We start from the raw sequence: 18,020 nt of genomic DNA on the forward strand, positions 1-18,020 counted from the left end.
GCCCGGACAGACGAAGCCTCTAGTCCACCGTCATCGTGCCCTGGGTGCAGCACATGCCGTACTTCTCGCCGATCTCGTTGACCTTCTCCAGGTCCATGGCGCCCGCGGCGGTCCTGACGGCGGGTCCGGCCTCGAAGAGATCCTCCATGAACTGGTCCCAGCCACCCGGTGCGGACACCTGCAGCGCCCGCGCCGGGGGCTGGGAGGCGTTGCGCATGGCATGCGGGACGCCATGAGGCAGCAGCGCGCACATGCCGGGCGTCAAGCGGTACGTCCGCCCCTGGAAGTCGATCTCCATCTCGCCTTCCAGCACATAGACGAACTCGTCCATGATCTCGTGCACATGGGGCGGGACGTCGACGTCGAGGCGGTTCTCCAGGACGGCGAGCCGGCCTTCGCTGTCAGCGGTGGCGACCTTGACGCCGAACCCGGGCGGCAACGCGACACGGGTCTGCCGGTTCTCTCCAGGTCGCAGCAGAACAAATCGGTCAGCGGACATGAGTGTTCCCTCCCTGCCGGCTCCATGATGCCGATCGGTGGCTCTCACCCTACGCCCGAAACGGAGAAAAATCTCCACTTACCTCGTGGCCGTCTACGATCGCCACATGACCACCGAGCCGTCCCTGCGCGCCGACGCCCGGCGCAACCGCGAGAGAATCCTCGCCGCTGCTCGCGAACTCTTCCGGGAGCAGGGCACCGCGGTGGCCCTCGACGACATCGCGCGGCGCGCCGGCGTGGGGCCAGGCACTCTGTACCGCCGGTTCCCCGACCGCGACGCGCTGATCCGGCAGGTCATCGTCGACGGCTTCGAGATCTGCCTGGCAGCGCTGGAAGCGGCCCGCAGGGAACTGGCCGATCCGGCGGCGGCGTTGGAGCAGCTGTTCCGGCGCGTGGTGGAACAGCGTGAACGCCTCGTGCTCCCGCTGATCGGCGGACCGGCCGTACGGGATCCGCAGGTCCAGGAACTCCAGCACGCCATCCGCAACGGCGTCGAGGAAGTCCTTGCGGCCGCCCAGGCCGCCGGCGTCGTGCGCGACGACGTCACCCCAGAGGACCTGATCACCGCGGCTGCCATGGCCTGCCGCCCCATGCCCCACCTGCCCGGCGCGGTAAGCGCCGCTCTCGCCGTACGGCATGTGGCGGTCTACGTGCACGGACTGCGCCCCGAGGGCGCAGCCCCCCTGCCCGCGGCCGCACCCTCGCCCGAGAGCTTCGGCCGGCACGTCGCCATGCAGCAGCGCGAGACGAAGGAAACCCTGAAACCGAACCGGTGATGCCAGAGGAGTCACAGCGCAATGTCCCGGAGCGAGAGCCGCTCCGTCTGCCGCCTCAGTACCGTGGCTTCGCATGACCGACACCGAGATCGAGATCACCGCGGACCTGGTCCGCGACCTGTTGCGGGAGCAGCATCCGGACCTCGCAGGGCTGGCCGTCCGCGAGGTGGCGGGCGGCTGGGGCAACCAGATGTGGCGCCTCGGGGATGAGTTGGCCGTGCGCATGCAGCGCATGGACCCCACCCCGGAACCCCAGCTCAAGGAGCGGCGGTGGCTACCCGTGCTCGCTCCGCGCCTGCCGCTCCCGGTGCCGACTCCGGTGCGCTTCGGCGAACCGTCCGAGCGCTTCCCCAAGCACTGGACCGTGATGACGTGGGTGCCCGGCGAGCCGCTGGACCACGGCTCGATCAGCCGCGGCGCCCACGCGGCCGACGCGCTGGCGGGTTTCCTCCGGGCGCTCCATGTGGAGGCGCCCGCCGAGGCGCCGATCGCTACGGACCGCGGTGCCCATCCCAGGAACTGCACGGACGGCTTCGAGAACTTCTTCCGGGCCGTTGCCCCCGACGACGTCGCTGCCGACGTCCGGGCGGTCTGGGACGATGCCGTTGCGGCCCGCGCGTGGCAGGGCCCGCCGGTGTGGGTGCACGGCGACCTCCATCCCGCGAACGTCGTCGTCTCGGACGGAACACTCTCGGGCGTCGTCGATTTCGGTGACATGTTCGCCGGCGATCCGGCGTGGGACCTCGCCGCCGCATGGATGCTGCTACCCGCGGGCACGGCCTCACGGTTCTTCGACATGTACGCGCATGCGGACGAGGCAGCGATCCGGCGCGCCCGCGGGCTGGCCGCGATGAAGAGCCTCTTCCTGATGCTCATGGGGCAGAACGGGGACCGGGGCCTTCCCGGCGGCAAGCCGAACTGGGGACCTGTAGGCCGCGCGGCACTTGACCGTGTCCTGAAGGGCGTTTGACGCGCGCTTCTTTGAACTCGTTGTCGATTCTTGGTTGAGGTCACGCGGCAGTCCGCCTTCGTGGGTCCAACGGCCAGCCACGCGCGTGGGGATGCCAAGGTCCACGGTCGTATGGGCCCGTGGCCCCGAGCAGGCCGGCGGAGCTTCTCCTCGGCGCCGGCCAGGCTGAACCACTGAACACGCCACCGGAACAGCAATCGCCGCTCTCCCGGAGAGCTGAGCCGCCCGACGGAGAGCCGCCGGCGGCGGCTCGGCCGAAGCCCGTTCGACCGCGGCGAGCGACGCACCGCCCGCGACGAGCCCGCCACGTCCTGCGTGAGGCGTGGCGGCTCGGCGTCGAGCACCAGGTGCAGCTCGACGTCCTCAACGGCTCCGGCCTACTCGCCTACGACACCTTTCCCTGGGTGCGCTCGCCCGACCTCGATCAGCTGCGAGCCCGTGGAGTCCTCGGTGCGCGCCCAGCAGCACCCCGGCGCCTCGGCAGAGGCATCGAGGGCCGGCACTACGGCGTCCTGCTCAACCTCCGCACCCACGGGCCGCTCAGCCAGCGGCAGCTCATCGACCTCACCGGCAGCGACAAGTCCGCCATGGTGCGCACGGTCGACGACCTGGAGGCCCGAGGCCTGGCCGTACGGCGCCCCTCCCCTGCCGACCGGCGCGCCTACGCGGTGCCGGTCACGGCGGCGGGATGCCCGCACCCCCGATCCGCCACCGCCGCCTCCCCCGCCTGAGGTGCTGCCCAGCAGAGGGAAGGACGGCCCTTCCCGGGTGGCGGCCGGTGCGGAGGCCTCGGGTGGTTGGCGGCACCGTGCCGGGGCACCCTTCGGCCATGGAGGACACCCGGCCCGCCCGCGCACCGACCCGCGCCTTCGTCCTGGGCGGCGGCGGCGCGCTCGGCGCCTACGAGGTCGGCATGCTCAAGGCGCTCTTCGCCGCCGCCGTGCACCCGGACCTCGTCGTCGGCACCTCCGTCGGCGCGATCAACGGCGCCGCCGTCGCCGCCGACCCCTCGCGGGCGTCGGTGGCCCGGCTCGCCGACCTGTGGACCGGCCTCGGACGCGCCGGTGTGTTCTCCGGATCGCTGCTCGGCCGGCTGGGCACCGCCGTGCGCAGCGGCACCCACCTGTACCCTCCCACTCCGCTGCGCGAACTGCTCACCTCCCACCTTCCGGTGACCGACATCGAGGACCTGGCCCTGCCGTTCCAGTGCGTCGCGGCGAGCATCGAACGGGCCGCCGAGCACTGGTTCGCCGCCGGACCGCTGGTGGACGCCGTGCTCGCCTCGTGCGCGGTGCCCGGGCTGCTGCCGCCCGTCCCGCTGGACGGCGAGCACTTCGTCGACGGCGGCCTGGTCAACAGCATCCCCGTCGGCCGCGCGGTGGCCCTCGGCGCGAGCGAGGTGTACGTCCTGCAGGTCGGCCGCGTCGAACGGGCCCTCGCCCCGCCGCGGGCTTTCTGGCAGGTGGCGCTCGTGGCGTTCGAGATCGCTCGCAGACACCGGTTCGCCCGCGACATGGCGGACCTGCCGCCCGGGGTCACGGTCCGCGTGCTGCCCTCGGGCTCCGGCCCCGAGGAGGGCACCGGCACCCTGCGGCAGTTGCCCTACCGCAGCTTCGGCCGGACCGCCGAGCGCATCGAGCGTGCCTACGCGGCCTCCTCCCGGTACCTGGAGACCGCTCTGAGCCCACCCGACGGCGCGCCATGACCGGCGCGGGTGCCCGCCGAAGACGCCCGGCGCGGACGGCCGGCGCGGTGGTCACCGGGTTGCGCCGTACGACCACCACCGCGCTGCTGCTCGCCCTCGTCCCCGCGGTGACCGCGCTCCTCCTCGCCGCGGGCCTGCTGTGCACGCCGGTCTCGCTCGCCACCCGCGGCCCGTGCAGACCGGTACGGATCACCGGATTCGCCCTGCTGTACCTGCTGGTGGATCTGGCCGGGCTGGTGGCCGCCGCCGGCCTGTGGGCGCGACGACTGCCCGACCGCAAGGACCGCGACGAACGGCGCGCCGCGGATGCGTTCGCCGTACTGGAGAGGCTGCTGCGGCTGCTACGGCGTGCGGGCGAGCGGGTCTTGCACCTCCGGTTGGAGGTGACGCCCCCGCCGCCGGACGGGACGGTGCCCGCGGCGGCGCCGGTCCTGGTCTTCGTCCGGCACGCCGGGGTCGGCGACTCCTTCCTGCTGCTCGAGGCACTGCTCGGCCGGGCCCGGCTGCGCCCGGCCACCGTCCTGAAGCGGACACTGCGCGCCGACCCCGCTCTCGACGTCCTCATCGGGCGGGTCCCCCACTGCTTCCTTCCGCCCCTCCACGGCCGGGCCGAGGACGCCATCGGGGATCTCGCGGCCGCGCTGGGACCGGGCGACGCCCTCGTACTCTTCCCCGAGGGCGGCAACTTCACCCCGCGCCGCCGCCGGCGCGCGATCGCCTCGCTGCGCCACCGGGGGCTGCCGCGCCGGGCGTCCCGCGCCGAACACATGCACCATGTCCTGCCACCGCGGGACACCGGCGCCCTCGCCGCGATCGCCGCCGCGCCCACGACCGACGTGGTCTTCGTCGCCCACACCGGCCTCGACGTCGTCCACTCGGCGCGCACCGCCTGGACCAGGCTGCCGCTGCGCGACCAGGTGCGCGCACACTGGTGGCGCATACCCGCACACCGAATCCCGCCGGGCGACGACGCCCGCAGCGAATGGCTGCTCACCCAGTGGTCCCGCGTCGACCGCTGGATCGCCGACCACGCCACCCCGGACGCCACACACGCGTGAGGCCCGCCCTCCTGCCGAGGCCGCGCGGGTACGGGACCATCCTCCCGCCCGGGCGAACACGGCTGGTCCGCCCGGGCGGTGGGACGGGCCTCTCCCGCACAACGCGGTTGAAGGCCGACCCGTCCGAAGCCGTCATAGGACGTCGGTGAAGCGGTCCACCTGGTTCGGGTCGAGGCCGGGGCAGTAGAGCATGACCTCGTCGGCGCCGAGGTCGGCGAAGCGGGCGATCGCCTCGCGGATCTCGCGGGGCGTGGTGAGCAGCCCGGCCGCCATCTGGCCGGCCATGCCGGTGAAGGCGTAGTACGCGAGCATGTTGGCCCGGGCGTCGTCGAGGACCTCTTCAGGACCGAGTGCGACGTTGACCTGCGCGACCATGCGCGGTTCTCCGTCGCGGCCGTACTCCTGCCAGAAGGTGCGGACCGTCTGGAACAGGCCGCCCGCCCAGGCGGCGCCGCGGCGGAGAGGAAGCCATCGCCCCAGCGTGCGACGCGTTCGAGTGCGGCGGGCTGGAAGCCGCCGAACAGCACCTCGGGGCCACCGGGCCGGGCGGGTGCGGGACCGATCGGGCCGACGCCGTCGCCGTACGGCTCGCCGGACCACAGGCGGCGCATCACCGCCATCTGCTCGTCCAGGCGCCGGCCCCGGGTGTGCTGGTCGATGCCCGTGACCTGGTGGTCGTCGTCCCGGCCGCCGATGCCCAGGCCGAGGACCAGGCGGCCATCGGTCATCCGGTCCAAGGTGGCGGCCTGCTTGGCCAGGAAGGCGGTGTCACGCAGCGGGGCGAGCAGCACTTCGGTCTGGACCCGGATGCGGGAGGTCGCGCCCGCGAGGACGGCGAGGGCCACCAGGGGCTCGGGGTTGTGGTAGACGAGCCGGTCGAGCAGGCCGAGCGTGCTGAAGGGCCCGGCGTCGGCACGCTCGGCCCAGGTCAACAGGGTGGCGGGGTCACCGATGGGCAGGCCGATACCGATGTTCATGAAGGAGACCTCCGAAGGGAAGGGTCGGCACAGACTGACTGCTGCCGCCCCTTCCGGCACCTCGGCGAGGTGGGACGCTCCCGCTCTGCGGCGTACTTCCGGTGGAACGTCTCATCGAAGTGATCTCACCCTAGGGCGGCCACCTCGGCGGGGACAAGCCGATTGAGGTCTCCCTCGCGGGTGCCGGACCGCGGCGAGAGGGCGGGTGCCTTCCTCCCGGGCCACGGCTTCGGCCCGCCGGCCTGGCCCGTCTGGATCTGGCTGTCGTCCGGCCTGGCTGGCCAGCCGGCCCGGCTGTTGGCCGGTCTCGCCGGTGGCGTCGCGGACACGTCCCCCTTTTTCCGAGGCCCTGCGGTGCCGCTCACCGAAATGGCGTCGTCATGCCGGGCGAGGGCGCCGTGGTGGGCTGTTCCTGAACGAGGCCGGGCCAGCCACGCCGGTGGTCCTCCGGGATGCGGGCCACGGCGGTTTCACAGCCGTGGTGTCGCGGGGGCGTCCGCCGCGGCCCGCAAGCCGTCGGCCGTCTCCAGCCGCGAGTTGCGGCGGCTGTAGAGCAGGTAGACGACCAGCGCCAGCGTCAGCCATCCGCCGAAGAGCAGATAAGTGTCCAGCGGCAGCTCGTAGAGCAGGTAGCCGCAGGCGACGACGGACAGGACCGGCACCGCCGGGTAGCCCGGCACCCGGAACGCCCGCTGGAGCCTTGGAGCCGTGCGCCGCAGGACCAGCACACCGAGCGAGACCACCGCGAAGGCCACCAGGGTCCCCATGCTGGTGAGGTCGGCGAGCATGTCCAGGGGGAAGACCGCTGCCAGAAGGGCCACGAAGCCGCCGGTCAGCAGGGTGGTGAACACCGGGGTGCCGGTGCGCGGGTTCACCCGCCGGAAAGCGCCGGGCAGCATGCCGTCGCGCCCCATGGTGTACAGGATGCGGCTCTGCCCGTACAGCACGACCAGGGTGACGCTGACGATGGACACCACCGCGCCGGCGGAGAGCAGGGCCGCGGGCCAGCCGGCCCCGGTGATGGCGCCGAGGATCGCCGAGAGGCCCGCTGGCTGGCCCCTGAAGGCCGTCCATGGCTGGGCGCCCACTCCCACCAGGCCCACCAGCAGATAGACGGTGGTGACCACCACCAGCGCTCCGATGATGGCCAGCGGCAGGGTGCGCTGCGGGTCGCGGACCTCTTCGCCGGCGGTGGACACCGCGTCCAGGCCGATGAAGGAGAAGAAGACGGTGGAGGCGGCGCTGCTGATCCCGGCGGTGCCCATGGGGGCGAACGGGTGCAGGTTCCCGGCGTGGAAGGCGGTGGCGCCGATCACCACGAACAGCACCAGCACCCCCAGTTTGACCAGCACCATCACCGTGTTGACCGCGGCCGACTCCCTGGTGCCGCGTACCAGCAGCAGACAGCACAGGGCGACCAGCACGACGCCGGGCAGGTTGACGTACCCGCCCGCGCCCGGCGGCGCCGCGATCGCCTCGGGCATCCGGATACCGAAGAGCCGCTCGGTCAGGTCGTTCAGGTACTGCCCCCAGCTCACCGCGATCGCCGCGCCCGAGACCGCGTACTCCAGCAGCAGGCACCAGCCCACGGCCCAGGCGGCGAACTCGCCCAGCGTGGCGTAGGCGTAGGAGTACGAGGAACCGGAGACGGGTACCGCCGAGGCCAGCTCGGCGTAGCAGAGGGCGGTGAGGGCGGCGACCGTCGCCGCGAGGACGAACGAGACGATCACCGCGGGGCCGGCTTCCGGCACCGCCGAGTCCAGGACGAAGAAGATCCCGGTGCCGATGGTCGCGCCGATGCCGATCATCGTGAGCTGGAAGGGTCCGACGGTCCGGCGCAGCCCGCCACCCTGGTCCGGTTCCGCGGTGAAGGCGTGCAAGGGCTTGCGCCGCAGCAGCTGCCGGCGCAGTGTCGACGGTCGGGGCATCGGGACCTCTTTCGTGGTGAGGGTGAGGTCCGCCCGGCGGGTCCGGACCTCGGGTTGCGTGCGGGGGCGGGCCGGGCGAGCCCCCGGGGGGCGCCGGCAGGCCCCGTGGCCGGCGGCCGCGGGACGCGGGCCGCTCAGGGCACGTCGCGTCGCAGCAGGTCGCCGTACGTCTCGCGGCGTACCACCGCCCGTGCCTCGCCGTCGCGGCAGAAGACGACGGGTGGCCGTAGCGCGCCGTTGTAGTTGTTGGCGAGGGAGAAGCAGTAGGCGCCGGTGACCGGCACCGCGATCAGGTCGCCGGGCCGGGGATCGTGCAGCCGTACGCCCGCGCTGAGGACGTCGCCGGACTCGCAGTGCCGGCCCACCAGGCGGTACGGGTGGCCGCCGCCCACCCGGGTGGCCACGGTGGCCTCGAAACGCTGTCCGTACAGGGCCACTTCGAGGTTGTCGCCCATGCCGCCGTCGACGGCCACGAACGCCGGGGCTCCGTCCTTGACCGTGACCGCCCGGTACAGCGTCACCGCGGACTGGGCCACCATGGACCGGCCGGGCTCGATGACGATCTCCGCGTCGGCGGGCAGCGCCCTGCGGGCCGCGGCCACGAGCGTGTCCAGGTACTCCTCGACGGCGGGCGGCCGGTCGTCGTACGTGTAGCGGGCGCCCAGGCCGCCGCCGAGGTCGTACACGGCGAAGGAGCCGAGGCCGGCGACCGCCTCCACGGCCCGTGCGAACGGCTCGGTGTCCAGGATCTGGGACCCGATGTGGACGTGGACGCCGTCCAGCCGCAGCCGGCTGCTTCCGCGCAGCCGTGCGATCGCCTCACGGGCCTTGGGGAGCGCCAGCCCGAACTTGGAGCCCTCCTGGCCGGTCGAGACCGCCGCGTGCGTGTCCGGGCGGATCCCCGGCGTGACCCGGACGAGGACCGGCTGCTCGGTGGTGACGATCCGTTCCAGCCGGTCGATGTCGTCGAAGTTGTCGATGACGATCAGCCCGGCCCCGGCCTCGACGGCCATTCGCAGCTCGTCCTCGGTCTTGGCGTTGCCGTGCACCACCAGCCGGGCCGGGTCGACGCCGGCGGCCAGGGCCAGGGCCAGCTCGCCGCCCCCCGCGACGTCGATGCTCAGCCCCTCCTCGGCCAGCAGCCGGTACACGGCCGTGCAGGGAAAGGCCTTGGAGGCGAACGCCACCCGGGACTTCGCCCAGCGGGCGGCGAGGCCGTCGGCGTACCGGCGGGCGCGGGCCCGCAGCGCCGCCTCGTCGACGATCAGGGCCGGGGTGCCGAAGCGCTCCGCGAGGTCGGTCGCCGGACAGCCGCCGAGCACCAGTGCGCCGTCGGCGGCGAGCGCCGTGCCCCGCGGGAACAGCCCGAGCAGGGCCTCCTGGGACGGCGGGGCGGTCGATGCGACCGAGACGGCCATGGTCTTCCTCCGTGGGTGCTGTGCGCTGCCGGCCCCGGGGTGGTCCGGTCGCACCATGCTCCGGGGCGCGCCGGCCGTACGCCTTGTGGCGATCGCCTACGATGGCGCCGTGACTCCGTCGGATTCGCCAAAGACCACGGGCGGCTGTGATGACACGCTCGTCGGTGCCGGGCCCGGCCCAGGGGCGGACCCCGGGGCCGGTGCGGGGACCGCTGCCGGCCCGGGGAACGGCCTCGGTGCGGGGAACGGCTTCGGGACGGCGGGGGGAGGCAGGCCGGCGCGTCCGGCCCCGGCCGGTGAGGAGAGCCCGGACGGTGCTCCGGGGCCCGCCGGCGAGCAGGGCGTGGCCGCCGGCTGCGGGAGGACCGGCGAAAGGCCCGGGGCCGTTGCCCCGGGGCCGACCGGTGCCGGGGGCCCACCGTACGGTCCGGGCCCGGCCGGCGATCCGAGCGGCGAGGAGCTGTTCGCGCTCGCCGACGCCATCGCCGCCGTCACCGGCGGATCCGTGGCCATCGAGGACCTGGACACCCGGGTGCTCGCGTACTCCACGCTGCCCGGTCAGCGCATCGACGAGCTCCGCCGCCAGGGCATCCTCGGCCGGCGCGTTCCCGACCAGTGCAACCCCTGGGGCGAGCGCCAGCTGCGCCAGTACCGGCAGGTGCTGGCCGCCGCCGGTGTCGTGCGGCTGCCGGGGCTTGCCGAGGGCGAGCTGCCGCGGGCGGCCGTCGCCATCCGCGCCGGGGACCTGCCGCTCGGCACGATCTGGGCGATCGAGGAACGCGCAGCGCAGGACGAACGGCTCGACGCGGCCTGTGAGCGGGCGCTCCTGGACGGCGCCCGGACCGCCGCCCTGCACATGCTGCGGCGCCGCAGCGCCGCCGCTCTGGAACAACACGCCCGCGAACAGGCCCTGCGCGCCGGCCTGGACGGCACCGCCCCGCCCCATGACACGGCGTACCGGCTCGGCCTCACCACGGACGCCCCGCTGACCCTGCTGGGGTTCGCCCCGGCCGGCGTCGCGGCCCGGGCGGGCGCACTGCTGACCCCTCTGGCCGCCGGGCTCGGCCGGCACTGGGGCGCCGTACGCCCCTGGGCCGCCGTCGCCAGTGGTCCGCGCGCCGTCTACGTCCTGCTGCCCGCGGAGGAGCCGAGCGCCGCCCGGCGGTTGGCTGCGCAGGCCCTCGCCGCCGTGGCCCGCCCCCGTACGCAACCGGCGCGGGCCGCCGTCAGCCGGCCCGCCGCCGACGTGGGCGAGCTGCCCGCGCTGCGCTCGGAGGTCGACGACGTGTTGCGGGTGACCACCGGCGATCCCGAAGCACCCCCGGTCGCCTCCCTCACCGACGTGCACGCGCGCGTGCTCCTGACGCATGTCGCGGACGAGCTGGTGCGTCGGCCGCGCCTGCGGCACCCGGGAGTCGAGGCGATGCTCGAGCACGACCGCACCCGGCACACGCACTACGCCGCCTCGGTGCTGGCCTGGCTGGACGCGGTGGGCAACGTGGGTGAGGCCGCACGTCATCTGATGGTGCACCAGAACACCCTCAAGTACCGCCTGCGCCGTGCCCGCGAGCTGTTCGGGCTCGATCTGGAGCACCCGGACGACCGGCTCTCCTGCTGGCTGCAGCTGCGGATCGGCACACCGCTTTGACCGCCGCCAGCCGGTTTCGCGCTCCTACAGGGTGCGTCGGTAAAGAACTTCGGTTACGGACACTCCGTCGTAGTCGTCGGCCTGGACGGCACCGTCGGCGACATAGCCGGCTCGCTCGTAGAAGCGGCGTGCCGGGGTGTTGTCGGTGAGGACCCACAACAGCATCACGCCGAAGCCGTCGGCACGGGCGTGAGCGTGCACGGCTCGGAGGAGTGTGCGGCCGATCCCGGACCCGGTGAGTGAGGGCTGGACGTACAGGGCGTACAGCTCACCCGCGGTCGTGCTCGTTGCGCCGCCGCGGAAGGGCCCGTGGCAGGCCCAGCCCACGGCCCGGCCGCGGGCGTCGACCGCTACCAGGTCGGTCACGTCGTCCTTCGGCCTGGTGAAGCGCTGCCGGCGCCGGCGCGTGTCTTCCTCGACCGTCATGCCGTCGAGGAAGGACCGGGGCACGATCCCGGCGTACGCGGCCTTCCAGCCGGTCACTCGTATCGCCGACACGGCGGGGACATCGGCTTGCGTCATGGCTCGTACCGTCAGCATCCCGGCACCGTACGAGAGCCTTCACCGCGACCGCCCGGCAATGACGGTCGGGCAGCCGAGGCGAGTCGTGGACAGCGGCCAGGCGCGGTTGCGGGACAGCGGTGCCACGTCGTGTTCTTGCGGTCAGGACCGTCGCGCGACGGCCGGTGCGAGGCCGGGATGCGCCCCGGTGAGGGCGATGGTGGTCATGGTCCTTCCCGATCGCCGTCGGCGGGCGCTGCGCGGGCCGCCGGCCTCGCCCACCGCCTACGGTGGTGGCATGAGTGAGATCGTCGTCGTCTACGAACTCGACAAGCCCGTCGCCACGCGCGGCGCGCAGGAAGGCCGGGAGCGGCCGGTGCGCCGGGTGCACGCCGCTCCGCGGGCCCCGGGCACGCGCACGGCCACCGGACCGCGGACCCTGTGCGGCAAGGACACCTTCGCCATGGAGGAGGCCCGCTGGAGCCCGCCCGAGGATGGCGGGGCGCCCTGGTATCCGCCGGAGCACGCGGGTGTGGTCTGCTCCGACTGCGCGGCCGTGCTGGAGATCTGAGGGGCGTCGGCGCCCGCGGCGGCGGTGGCCGGGCTCGGCGGCGAGGGGCCGGGACCGCCGCCCTGCCGGGGCTACGCCACCGTGTCGGCGGCTGCGGGGCCGGCGTCCGAGGGCTGTGTGCCGGTGCTGCCGAACCGGATGCCCTTGGCCTCCTCGCCGACCGCGCTCAGCGCGATCACCAGGGCCAGGGCGGGCACCACGGTCCACGCCAGCGCCGCCGGATAGCCGTGGTGTGCGGCGATGGCCTCCTGGAGCGGCAGGTTGAGGGCGGCGATCAGGTTCCCGAGCTGGTAGGTCACGCCCGGGTAGAAGCCCCGGACGGCGTTAGGGCTCATCTCGGTCAGATGCGCGGGGATGACGCCCCAGGCTCCCTGGACACACACCTGCGTCAGGAAGGAGGAGAGCATCAGCCAGCCCACGGTGGTGGACAGCACGAAGAAGGGCACGATCACCAGACCGCCGGCCGCCGCGATCATGATCGTACGACGGCGCCCCAGCTTCTCGGAGAGGGCGCCGAGCAACGCGCCACCGATCATGGCGCCGATGTTGTAGACCACCGCGATGGCGATGGACGTGTCGGCGGACAGCCCGAGGCCCTTCTTGACGAAGGTGGGGTAGACGTCCTGGGTGCCGTGCGACATCCAGTTGAAGGCGGTCATCAGCGCGACGAGGTAGAAGAAGCGCCCCAGCACCACCGGGTTTTTGAACACCTGGTAGGCGGGGGTGCGGTTGACCGCGACGCTCTGTTCCCACACCTCGCTCTCCTCCACCCGGCTGCGCACCCACAGACAGACCAGGGCGGGGAGCAGGCTGAAGGCGAACAGGCCGCGCCAGCCGAAGGCCGGCTCGATGACGAAGAACGCCACGGCGGCGATCAGGTATCCCAGCGAGTAGCCGCTCTGCAGCAGGCCCGACCAGAAGCCGCGCCGCTCGGCGGGGATCTTCTCCATGGCGAGCGCTGCGCCGAGGCCCCACTCGCCGCCCATGCCGATGCCGTACAGCAGGCGCAGTGCCAGCAGCACGGTGTAGTCCGGCGCGAAGGCGCAGGCGAATCCGACGACGGAGTAGAAGGCCACGTCGGCCATGAGCGGGACACGGCGGCCTCGGCGGTCGGCCCACATGCCGAAGAGGAACGCACCGACCGGCCGCATCACCAGGGTGACGGTGGTGAGGAAGGCCATGTCGGTGAGGGAGACGTGGAAGTCGTCGGCGATCTCGCTGTAGACGAGGACCACCAGGAAGTAGTCGAAGGCGTCCATCGCCCAGCCCAGGTAGGCGGCGCCGAATGCGTTGCGCTGATCCTTGGTGAGCCCCGTTGCCTGCTTCCGGACGGTCTTCAGCATGTCGGCCTCTCCACGGTCCCGCGGACGAGGCTAGGTTCGGGCGGCCCCGCGGACAACTGTGCGGGGGCAAAGCGGGGCCCGCTTGCCGGGGATTGCCGCGCCGAAACAGGTCTGGGGTGTCCGCCCCTGACACACCGTGGCCTGACGTCCGGCGCAGGACACCCGCGTCACCAGGAGCCGCCCGCGGTGACCGCCGCCCGCACCTGCCCGGTCCAGGCCCTCACGGCCGGCCCCGCCGCCGAGGCTGCCCTCAGCGCTGCCAGGGACGAGGTGAAGGCGGTGCGCGGGCATCTGCGGCAGGGTTGTCCGCCGGCGGGCGCCGCGAGCGGCGCGCCGAGCCCGTCGAGACCGCCGCCCCGGCCCTCAGGCGCACCGCGTCCTACGGCCTCACCGGCATTCGGGTCCGTCACCTTCGGCATCGTTGCCGCGCCGATCACGACGTCCGGCTTCTCCGCCTCGCTCCTGCTGTTTGCGAACGGGCCCTGATCCGGGCCGACCCCGATGTGCCCTCGGGGTCGGCTTCGGGGGCGGCTCAGGGGTGATCCCGATAGCCGCGCGGCGGCGGCAGAAAGGATATTGATCATGTTGCCGAAGACCGCTGCACCCCTTTCGACGTGACGGAGTATCAGATGAAGACGCTCGCCCGCCGTGTCGCCGCCCTCGGCCTGGCCGGGGCCGCCCTCGTCGGTGCTGGTGCCGGTGTCGGCCCGCAGGCCTTCGCCGCGGACGGCACGCGCTCCAGCGCCGCACCTTCCTTCCCGGCGCTTGATCCGGCCGCGTTGCAGGCTGCCATCCGCACCCGGCCCGCCGATGACGCCTCCGGCGCGATCGCCCGGGTCGGCGAGCCGGGGCAGGTGTGGAAGGGCTCCACCCTCGACAGCCAGAGCGGCCGGCGCATCCCGCCGAACGCGCACTTCCACATCGGCAGCATCTCCAAGGTCTTCGAGACCACCATCGTGCTGCAACTGGCCGCCGAAGGGCGGATCGACCTCGACCAGACGGTGCAGCACTACATGCCCGGCCTGCTCCCGGACACCTTCCAGCCGATCACCGTCCGCGAGCTGGTCGACTACACCAGCGGCCTGCCGGACGTGGACGAGGGCAAGCCCGCCCCGAGCGTCGACGAGACGATCGCCGACCGCTACCGCTACCGCACCTTCGACGAGATCATCGACACCACCCTGCGCCCCGCCCACCGCCCGTGGCCCGGCCCGCACTTCGCGCCCGGCACCAAGCAGGAGTACAACTCCCTCGGCTTCCGCATCGCCGGCAAGCTCATCGAGCAGATCACCGGACGCTCGTTCAGGGAAGAAGTCACCACGCGCATCCTGGAGCCGCTGCACCTGAAGCAGACCTCGGTGCCCGAGAACGATCCCCGGATGCCCCGGCCCTCCCTGCACGGCTACATAACCGACAGCCGGGGCACGGCGGTTGACGTCAGCGAGCAGGGCGGCGATCCCTCCAACATGATCTCCACCCCGGCCGACCTCGACCGCTTCATCACCGCGCTGTTCCAGGGCCGGCTGCTGCCGGCCGCCCAGCTGGACGAGATGTTCACCCTGCCCAGGGACAGCGACGGCAAGCCCGTCCCGTTCATCGGCACCTCCTGCGACAAGCGGGCCTGCTTCGGCGCCGGGTTGATGTCCACCCCGCTGCCGGGCGGCGGTGTGCTGTGGGGCAAGACCGGTCATGACGACGGCTACGCCAACGGCATGTTCGCCACCCGCGACCTGTCCCTGCGCGGCATCTACTCGGTCTCCCACCTGAGCCTGGACTTCGGCGCCCCCACCCCGCTGGCCAACCGGCTGCTGAGCGCGGTCCTGGACCCCGCCCCCACGCGCGGCTGACCCTCTAGGCGTCCACCGCTCCCCCGGCCGGCGGCACCAGGGGCCGGGAGAGCCGGCTGTCGACGGGAAAGGTTCGCCGGTTGCCCGGCCCTCGATCGCGGCGCCCGCCACGTACCGGACCGGGCAGGCGGTCCGGCTGTCAGGGAGCGAGCGCGGCGTCGGTGAAGGCCTTGATGTACCGGAAGGTCGTTGCCCTTCCCTGTCGGGTTCAGGGAGTACACCAGGCGGTGCCGGAGGTCGCGGGTGGCGAAGAAGCCGTTGTCCCAGCCGGGACGGGAACCGGTTTTGCCCCACGCGTCCTCGCCGTCCGGGAGCCGGTAGCGCATGAGGCCGCCGACGCTGTAGCAGGCCGTCGGACCCGGGCAGTTCGTGTTGTCGGCGCCGTTCGTCGCGTCCGGCACCTCGAACACCAGCTTCGAGGGGTGGTGCGGGGTGGGGATCCGGCACCGTCACCACGCCCTGCCGGGCGGGCATGCCGACGAGACCGGAGTCGCTGACCGCCCCGGCACGGGCCGTGCGGGGCGGTCAGCGCGATGACGCTCTTCGGACCTCAGCGACGGGGCGTGCCCGGCGGCCTGGACCACGCCAACGTGCGCGAGCGGCCTTCAGCACACTGCTGCGCCCCCTCGGAACCGGCCTACGTCCAGGGGAAGCGGTACGCGCGATAGCTGTTCACGCCCGTGGGGAACCGGGCCTTGAACACGACCTTCCCCGAGGCGTCGAACTCGGAGACGTACGGAAGCGACCCCCATCCGACGAACGCCCCTCGCCGCCGGACCGGCTGCGCGTTGCCCTGGGAGGACGCGCTGAGGCGGTCCGGCTGGTTCACGGACTTCACCAGCGTTGCCGTACGCGCCCTCTCGTCCACGCGGACGGTGACGACACGGCTGAACGGAAGCTCCTGCACCGCCCCGGCCCCCGTGTTCGCGACTCCCGCGGACTCGTTGTCGAACCAGCTGTACAAGCCGCCGCCGAGCGGTTCGGGATCGTGCTGCCAGGAGAAGATCGTCCCGGCCGTGTTCAGGTACTGGCCGGGCGCGGCCTGCTCCTTGAACGTGCCGGCCTTGCCGCCGAGCTGCCACAGCACGGTGCCGTCGTGCCGGTCGACCTTGTACGTGGTCCAGGTGTTCCGGGCGTCGACGAGCAGGTCACCATCGGTTTCGGGCTTCACCGCGTTGATGTGGAACCAGTCCCACGGTGTGCCGGGCGACGGCGGCAGCGGCTGCCGGCTCTGCGCGTACGGGACGTGATCGGCCGCCTTCCACTGGAACAGGACCCGGCCCGTGCGGATGTCTATCTCCTGCACCACCCCGTCGATGACCGCCTGGTGCGCGGAGCCGCCGATGCCCGTCAGGTCGGCGGTCTGCTGCTTGTAGGCCAGGACCAGTGCCGTGCCACGGGGGGTGATCAGGAACTCATGACCGTCGGCGGTGTACCCGTTCGCGGCCCGGACTTCGGCGACCTTCTGATACCGGTTGTCGTAGATGTAGTCCACCCCGCTCGCGAGGGAGCCGAGGCCGGTGCCCTGCCACCACGTCAGGACCGGCCTGCCGCGGTAGGTCTGGGCGCGGAAGTCCGCCGCCTGCTGCCCGGCCGGCGTCCTGTGGGACCACACGACACGCCTGCCGTCGCCGCTCAGGATCTCCACGCCGCTGGAATAGGTGCTGTTCGCCGAGTTCGGCGAGAGGAAGATGTCCCCGCGGCTCGCTGTGCCCTTGTCGGCAAGGACGGTCACCGGCGGCAGCGGCTTGCTGTCCGGGGTTGCGGATGCGGTGCCGGCCAGGGGCAACAGGCCCGTGCCGACAGTGGTGGCCGCGGCGATCATGGCCCGCGCGGGTATGCAGGTGTGACGCATCTGGTGTCCGTTTCTGGCAGCCCGAAGCCCAACCGGTCGGCTCGGTCACGGGCGTGCGAACAAGGCGCACACCCGTCGGGGCGCGCGCAGGGGAAGACGGCGACTACAGCAAGGTGCTACCGCGCACAGCCCGTGAGGCTGTCAGGCGCGGACGGATGCCACAGGAGGCGCAGCGGCTCTCAACAGGGGCGACACGCGGCGGAGCACACCCGCATGTGGTCGATGTGACCGCGGGTCGTGAGGATCTTCCGCCGCTGCATGGGGCAGAAACTAGCCACACACGTGCCGCAGCGTCAATCGACGTCCACCCAGCGAACAGCAGGGCGGCCGGGGACTGTTGGCACCGGGGCCTGGCATGCCGTCCGCTCATCCCTCGCTCACGCAGACGGCCCTGGACGAGACGTCCGGGGCCGGTCAGGGTCCCTCCTGGGAGGGGGAGGGATATCCGGCGTTTCGCGAGCGGATCCGGCTGGAGGCTGCGGAGCGGTTCGCAGCGGGTGCCTCCAGCGCCGAGGTCGCCAAGGACTTACGGGTGAGTGTGCGCTCGGTGCAGCGCTGGCGCCGAGCCTTGCACGACGCCGGCACCGAGGGACTGCGCTCTGCCGGGCCTGTGTCACAGCCCAAGCTGAGTGAGGTCCTGTTCACCGTGCTCGAGCAGGAGCTCGCGAAGGGACCGGTCGCACATGGCTGGCCGGACCAGACATGGACCCTGGCACGGATCAAGACGCTGATCGGGCGCCGGTTCCACAAGAGCATGACGCTGTCGGCGATCGCGCGGATGCTGCACCGGCACGGCTTCAGCCACCAGGTCCCGGCCCGCCGAGATCGACCCTAGCATCGCTAGACAATCGAGCGGCAGCAGTATTAGCGTTGCCTCATCATCTAGCAGCGCTAGATCCCTGGAGGGGTCACCATGCTCAACGCA

Annotated in this window: 14 protein-coding genes and 2 pseudogenes; 9 read left to right on the top strand and 7 right to left on the bottom strand. The window is 72.7% G+C overall.

Annotated features, from left to right (window positions below; genetic code table 11):
* Window positions 1-19 precede the first annotated feature (19 nt).
* Complete coding sequence (locus tag ACZ60X_RS42965; RefSeq protein ID WP_469611122.1) at window positions 20-499, bottom strand: cupin domain-containing protein; 480 nt, start codon at window positions 497-499, stop codon at window positions 20-22.
* A 106-nt stretch (window positions 500-605) separates the two neighbouring features.
* Here ACZ60X_RS42965 and ACZ60X_RS42970 point away from each other — a divergent pair, with 106 nt between their 5' ends.
* The 5 genes from ACZ60X_RS42970 to ACZ60X_RS42990 all read left to right on the top strand — a co-directional run bounded on the left by ACZ60X_RS42970 (window position 606) and on the right by ACZ60X_RS42990 (window position 5,007).
* A complete protein-coding gene (locus tag ACZ60X_RS42970; RefSeq protein ID WP_469611124.1) occupies window positions 606-1,274 on the top strand; it encodes a TetR/AcrR family transcriptional regulator in 669 nt (222 codons plus the stop codon).
* Window positions 1,275-1,347: 73 nt separating this feature from the next.
* Window positions 1,348-2,244, top strand: a complete 897-nt coding sequence (locus tag ACZ60X_RS42975; RefSeq protein WP_469611126.1) for an aminoglycoside phosphotransferase family protein — start codon at window positions 1,348-1,350, stop codon at window positions 2,242-2,244.
* Between the two features lie 347 nt (window positions 2,245-2,591).
* On the top strand, window positions 2,592-2,975 hold the full coding sequence (locus ACZ60X_RS42980; RefSeq protein WP_469611128.1) for a MarR family winged helix-turn-helix transcriptional regulator: 384 nt from the start codon (window positions 2,592-2,594) through the stop codon (window positions 2,973-2,975).
* Window positions 2,976-3,073: 98 nt separating this feature from the next.
* On the top strand, window positions 3,074-3,949 hold the full coding sequence (locus ACZ60X_RS42985) for a patatin-like phospholipase family protein (protein WP_469611130.1): 876 nt from the start codon (window positions 3,074-3,076) through the stop codon (window positions 3,947-3,949).
* Entirely contained in the window at window positions 3,946-5,007 is a 1,062-nt protein-coding gene (locus ACZ60X_RS42990) for a 1-acyl-sn-glycerol-3-phosphate acyltransferase (RefSeq protein ID WP_469611133.1), read from the top strand. The genes ACZ60X_RS42985 and ACZ60X_RS42990 overlap by 4 nt, the downstream gene beginning before the upstream one ends.
* A 132-nt stretch (window positions 5,008-5,139) precedes the next feature.
* On the opposite strand, the pseudogene ACZ60X_RS42995 reads toward ACZ60X_RS42990, so the two are convergent.
* The 3 genes and pseudogenes from ACZ60X_RS42995 to lysA form a co-directional block, all read right to left on the bottom strand.
* Window positions 5,140-5,984, bottom strand: a pseudogene (locus tag ACZ60X_RS42995) (LLM class flavin-dependent oxidoreductase).
* A gap of 470 nt (window positions 5,985-6,454) precedes the next feature.
* Complete coding sequence (locus tag ACZ60X_RS43000) at window positions 6,455-7,912, bottom strand: APC family permease (RefSeq protein WP_469611135.1); 1,458 nt, start codon at window positions 7,910-7,912, stop codon at window positions 6,455-6,457.
* A 134-nt stretch (window positions 7,913-8,046) separates the two neighbouring features.
* Window positions 8,047-9,330: a diaminopimelate decarboxylase gene (gene lysA, locus ACZ60X_RS43005; RefSeq protein WP_469611137.1), complete on the bottom strand. Its 1,284-nt coding sequence runs from the start codon at window positions 9,328-9,330 to the stop codon at window positions 8,047-8,049.
* 343 nt (window positions 9,331-9,673) lie between these two features.
* Between lysA and ACZ60X_RS43010 the strand changes: the two genes are divergently transcribed.
* Entirely contained in the window at window positions 9,674-10,978 is a 1,305-nt protein-coding gene (locus ACZ60X_RS43010) for a PucR family transcriptional regulator (RefSeq protein ID WP_469611138.1), read from the top strand.
* 24 nt (window positions 10,979-11,002) lie between these two features.
* On the opposite strand, the gene ACZ60X_RS43015 is transcribed toward ACZ60X_RS43010, so the two are convergent.
* Window positions 11,003-11,500: a GNAT family N-acetyltransferase gene (locus ACZ60X_RS43015; protein ID WP_469611141.1), complete on the bottom strand. Its 498-nt coding sequence runs from the start codon at window positions 11,498-11,500 to the stop codon at window positions 11,003-11,005.
* A gap of 277 nt (window positions 11,501-11,777) precedes the next feature.
* Here ACZ60X_RS43015 and ACZ60X_RS43020 point away from each other — a divergent pair, with 277 nt between their 5' ends.
* Window positions 11,778-12,050: a hypothetical protein gene (locus ACZ60X_RS43020; RefSeq protein ID WP_469611143.1), complete on the top strand. Its 273-nt coding sequence runs from the start codon at window positions 11,778-11,780 to the stop codon at window positions 12,048-12,050.
* A 71-nt stretch (window positions 12,051-12,121) separates the two neighbouring features.
* Here ACZ60X_RS43020 and ACZ60X_RS43025 read toward each other — a convergent pair whose 3' ends face one another.
* Window positions 12,122-13,393, bottom strand: coding sequence for an MFS transporter (locus tag ACZ60X_RS43025; RefSeq protein WP_469611145.1), 1,272 nt, complete (start codon window positions 13,391-13,393; stop codon window positions 12,122-12,124).
* Window positions 13,394-14,007: 614 nt separating this feature from the next.
* Here ACZ60X_RS43025 and ACZ60X_RS43030 point away from each other — a divergent pair.
* Window positions 14,008-15,240, top strand: coding sequence for a serine hydrolase domain-containing protein (locus tag ACZ60X_RS43030; protein WP_469611147.1), 1,233 nt, complete (start codon window positions 14,008-14,010; stop codon window positions 15,238-15,240).
* A 637-nt stretch (window positions 15,241-15,877) separates the two neighbouring features.
* On the opposite strand, the gene ACZ60X_RS43035 is transcribed toward ACZ60X_RS43030, so the two are convergent.
* Window positions 15,878-17,095, bottom strand: coding sequence for an arylsulfotransferase family protein (locus tag ACZ60X_RS43035; protein ID WP_469611149.1), 1,218 nt, complete (start codon window positions 17,093-17,095; stop codon window positions 15,878-15,880).
* 463 nt (window positions 17,096-17,558) lie between these two features.
* Here ACZ60X_RS43035 and ACZ60X_RS43040 point away from each other — a divergent pair.
* Window positions 17,559-17,918 (top strand): annotated as a pseudogene (locus ACZ60X_RS43040) (winged helix-turn-helix domain-containing protein); the annotation flags it as partial.
* Between the last annotated feature and the right edge of the window lie 102 nt (window positions 17,919-18,020).

It is taken from the genome of Streptomyces sp. NPDC104106 (assembly GCF_055584345.1).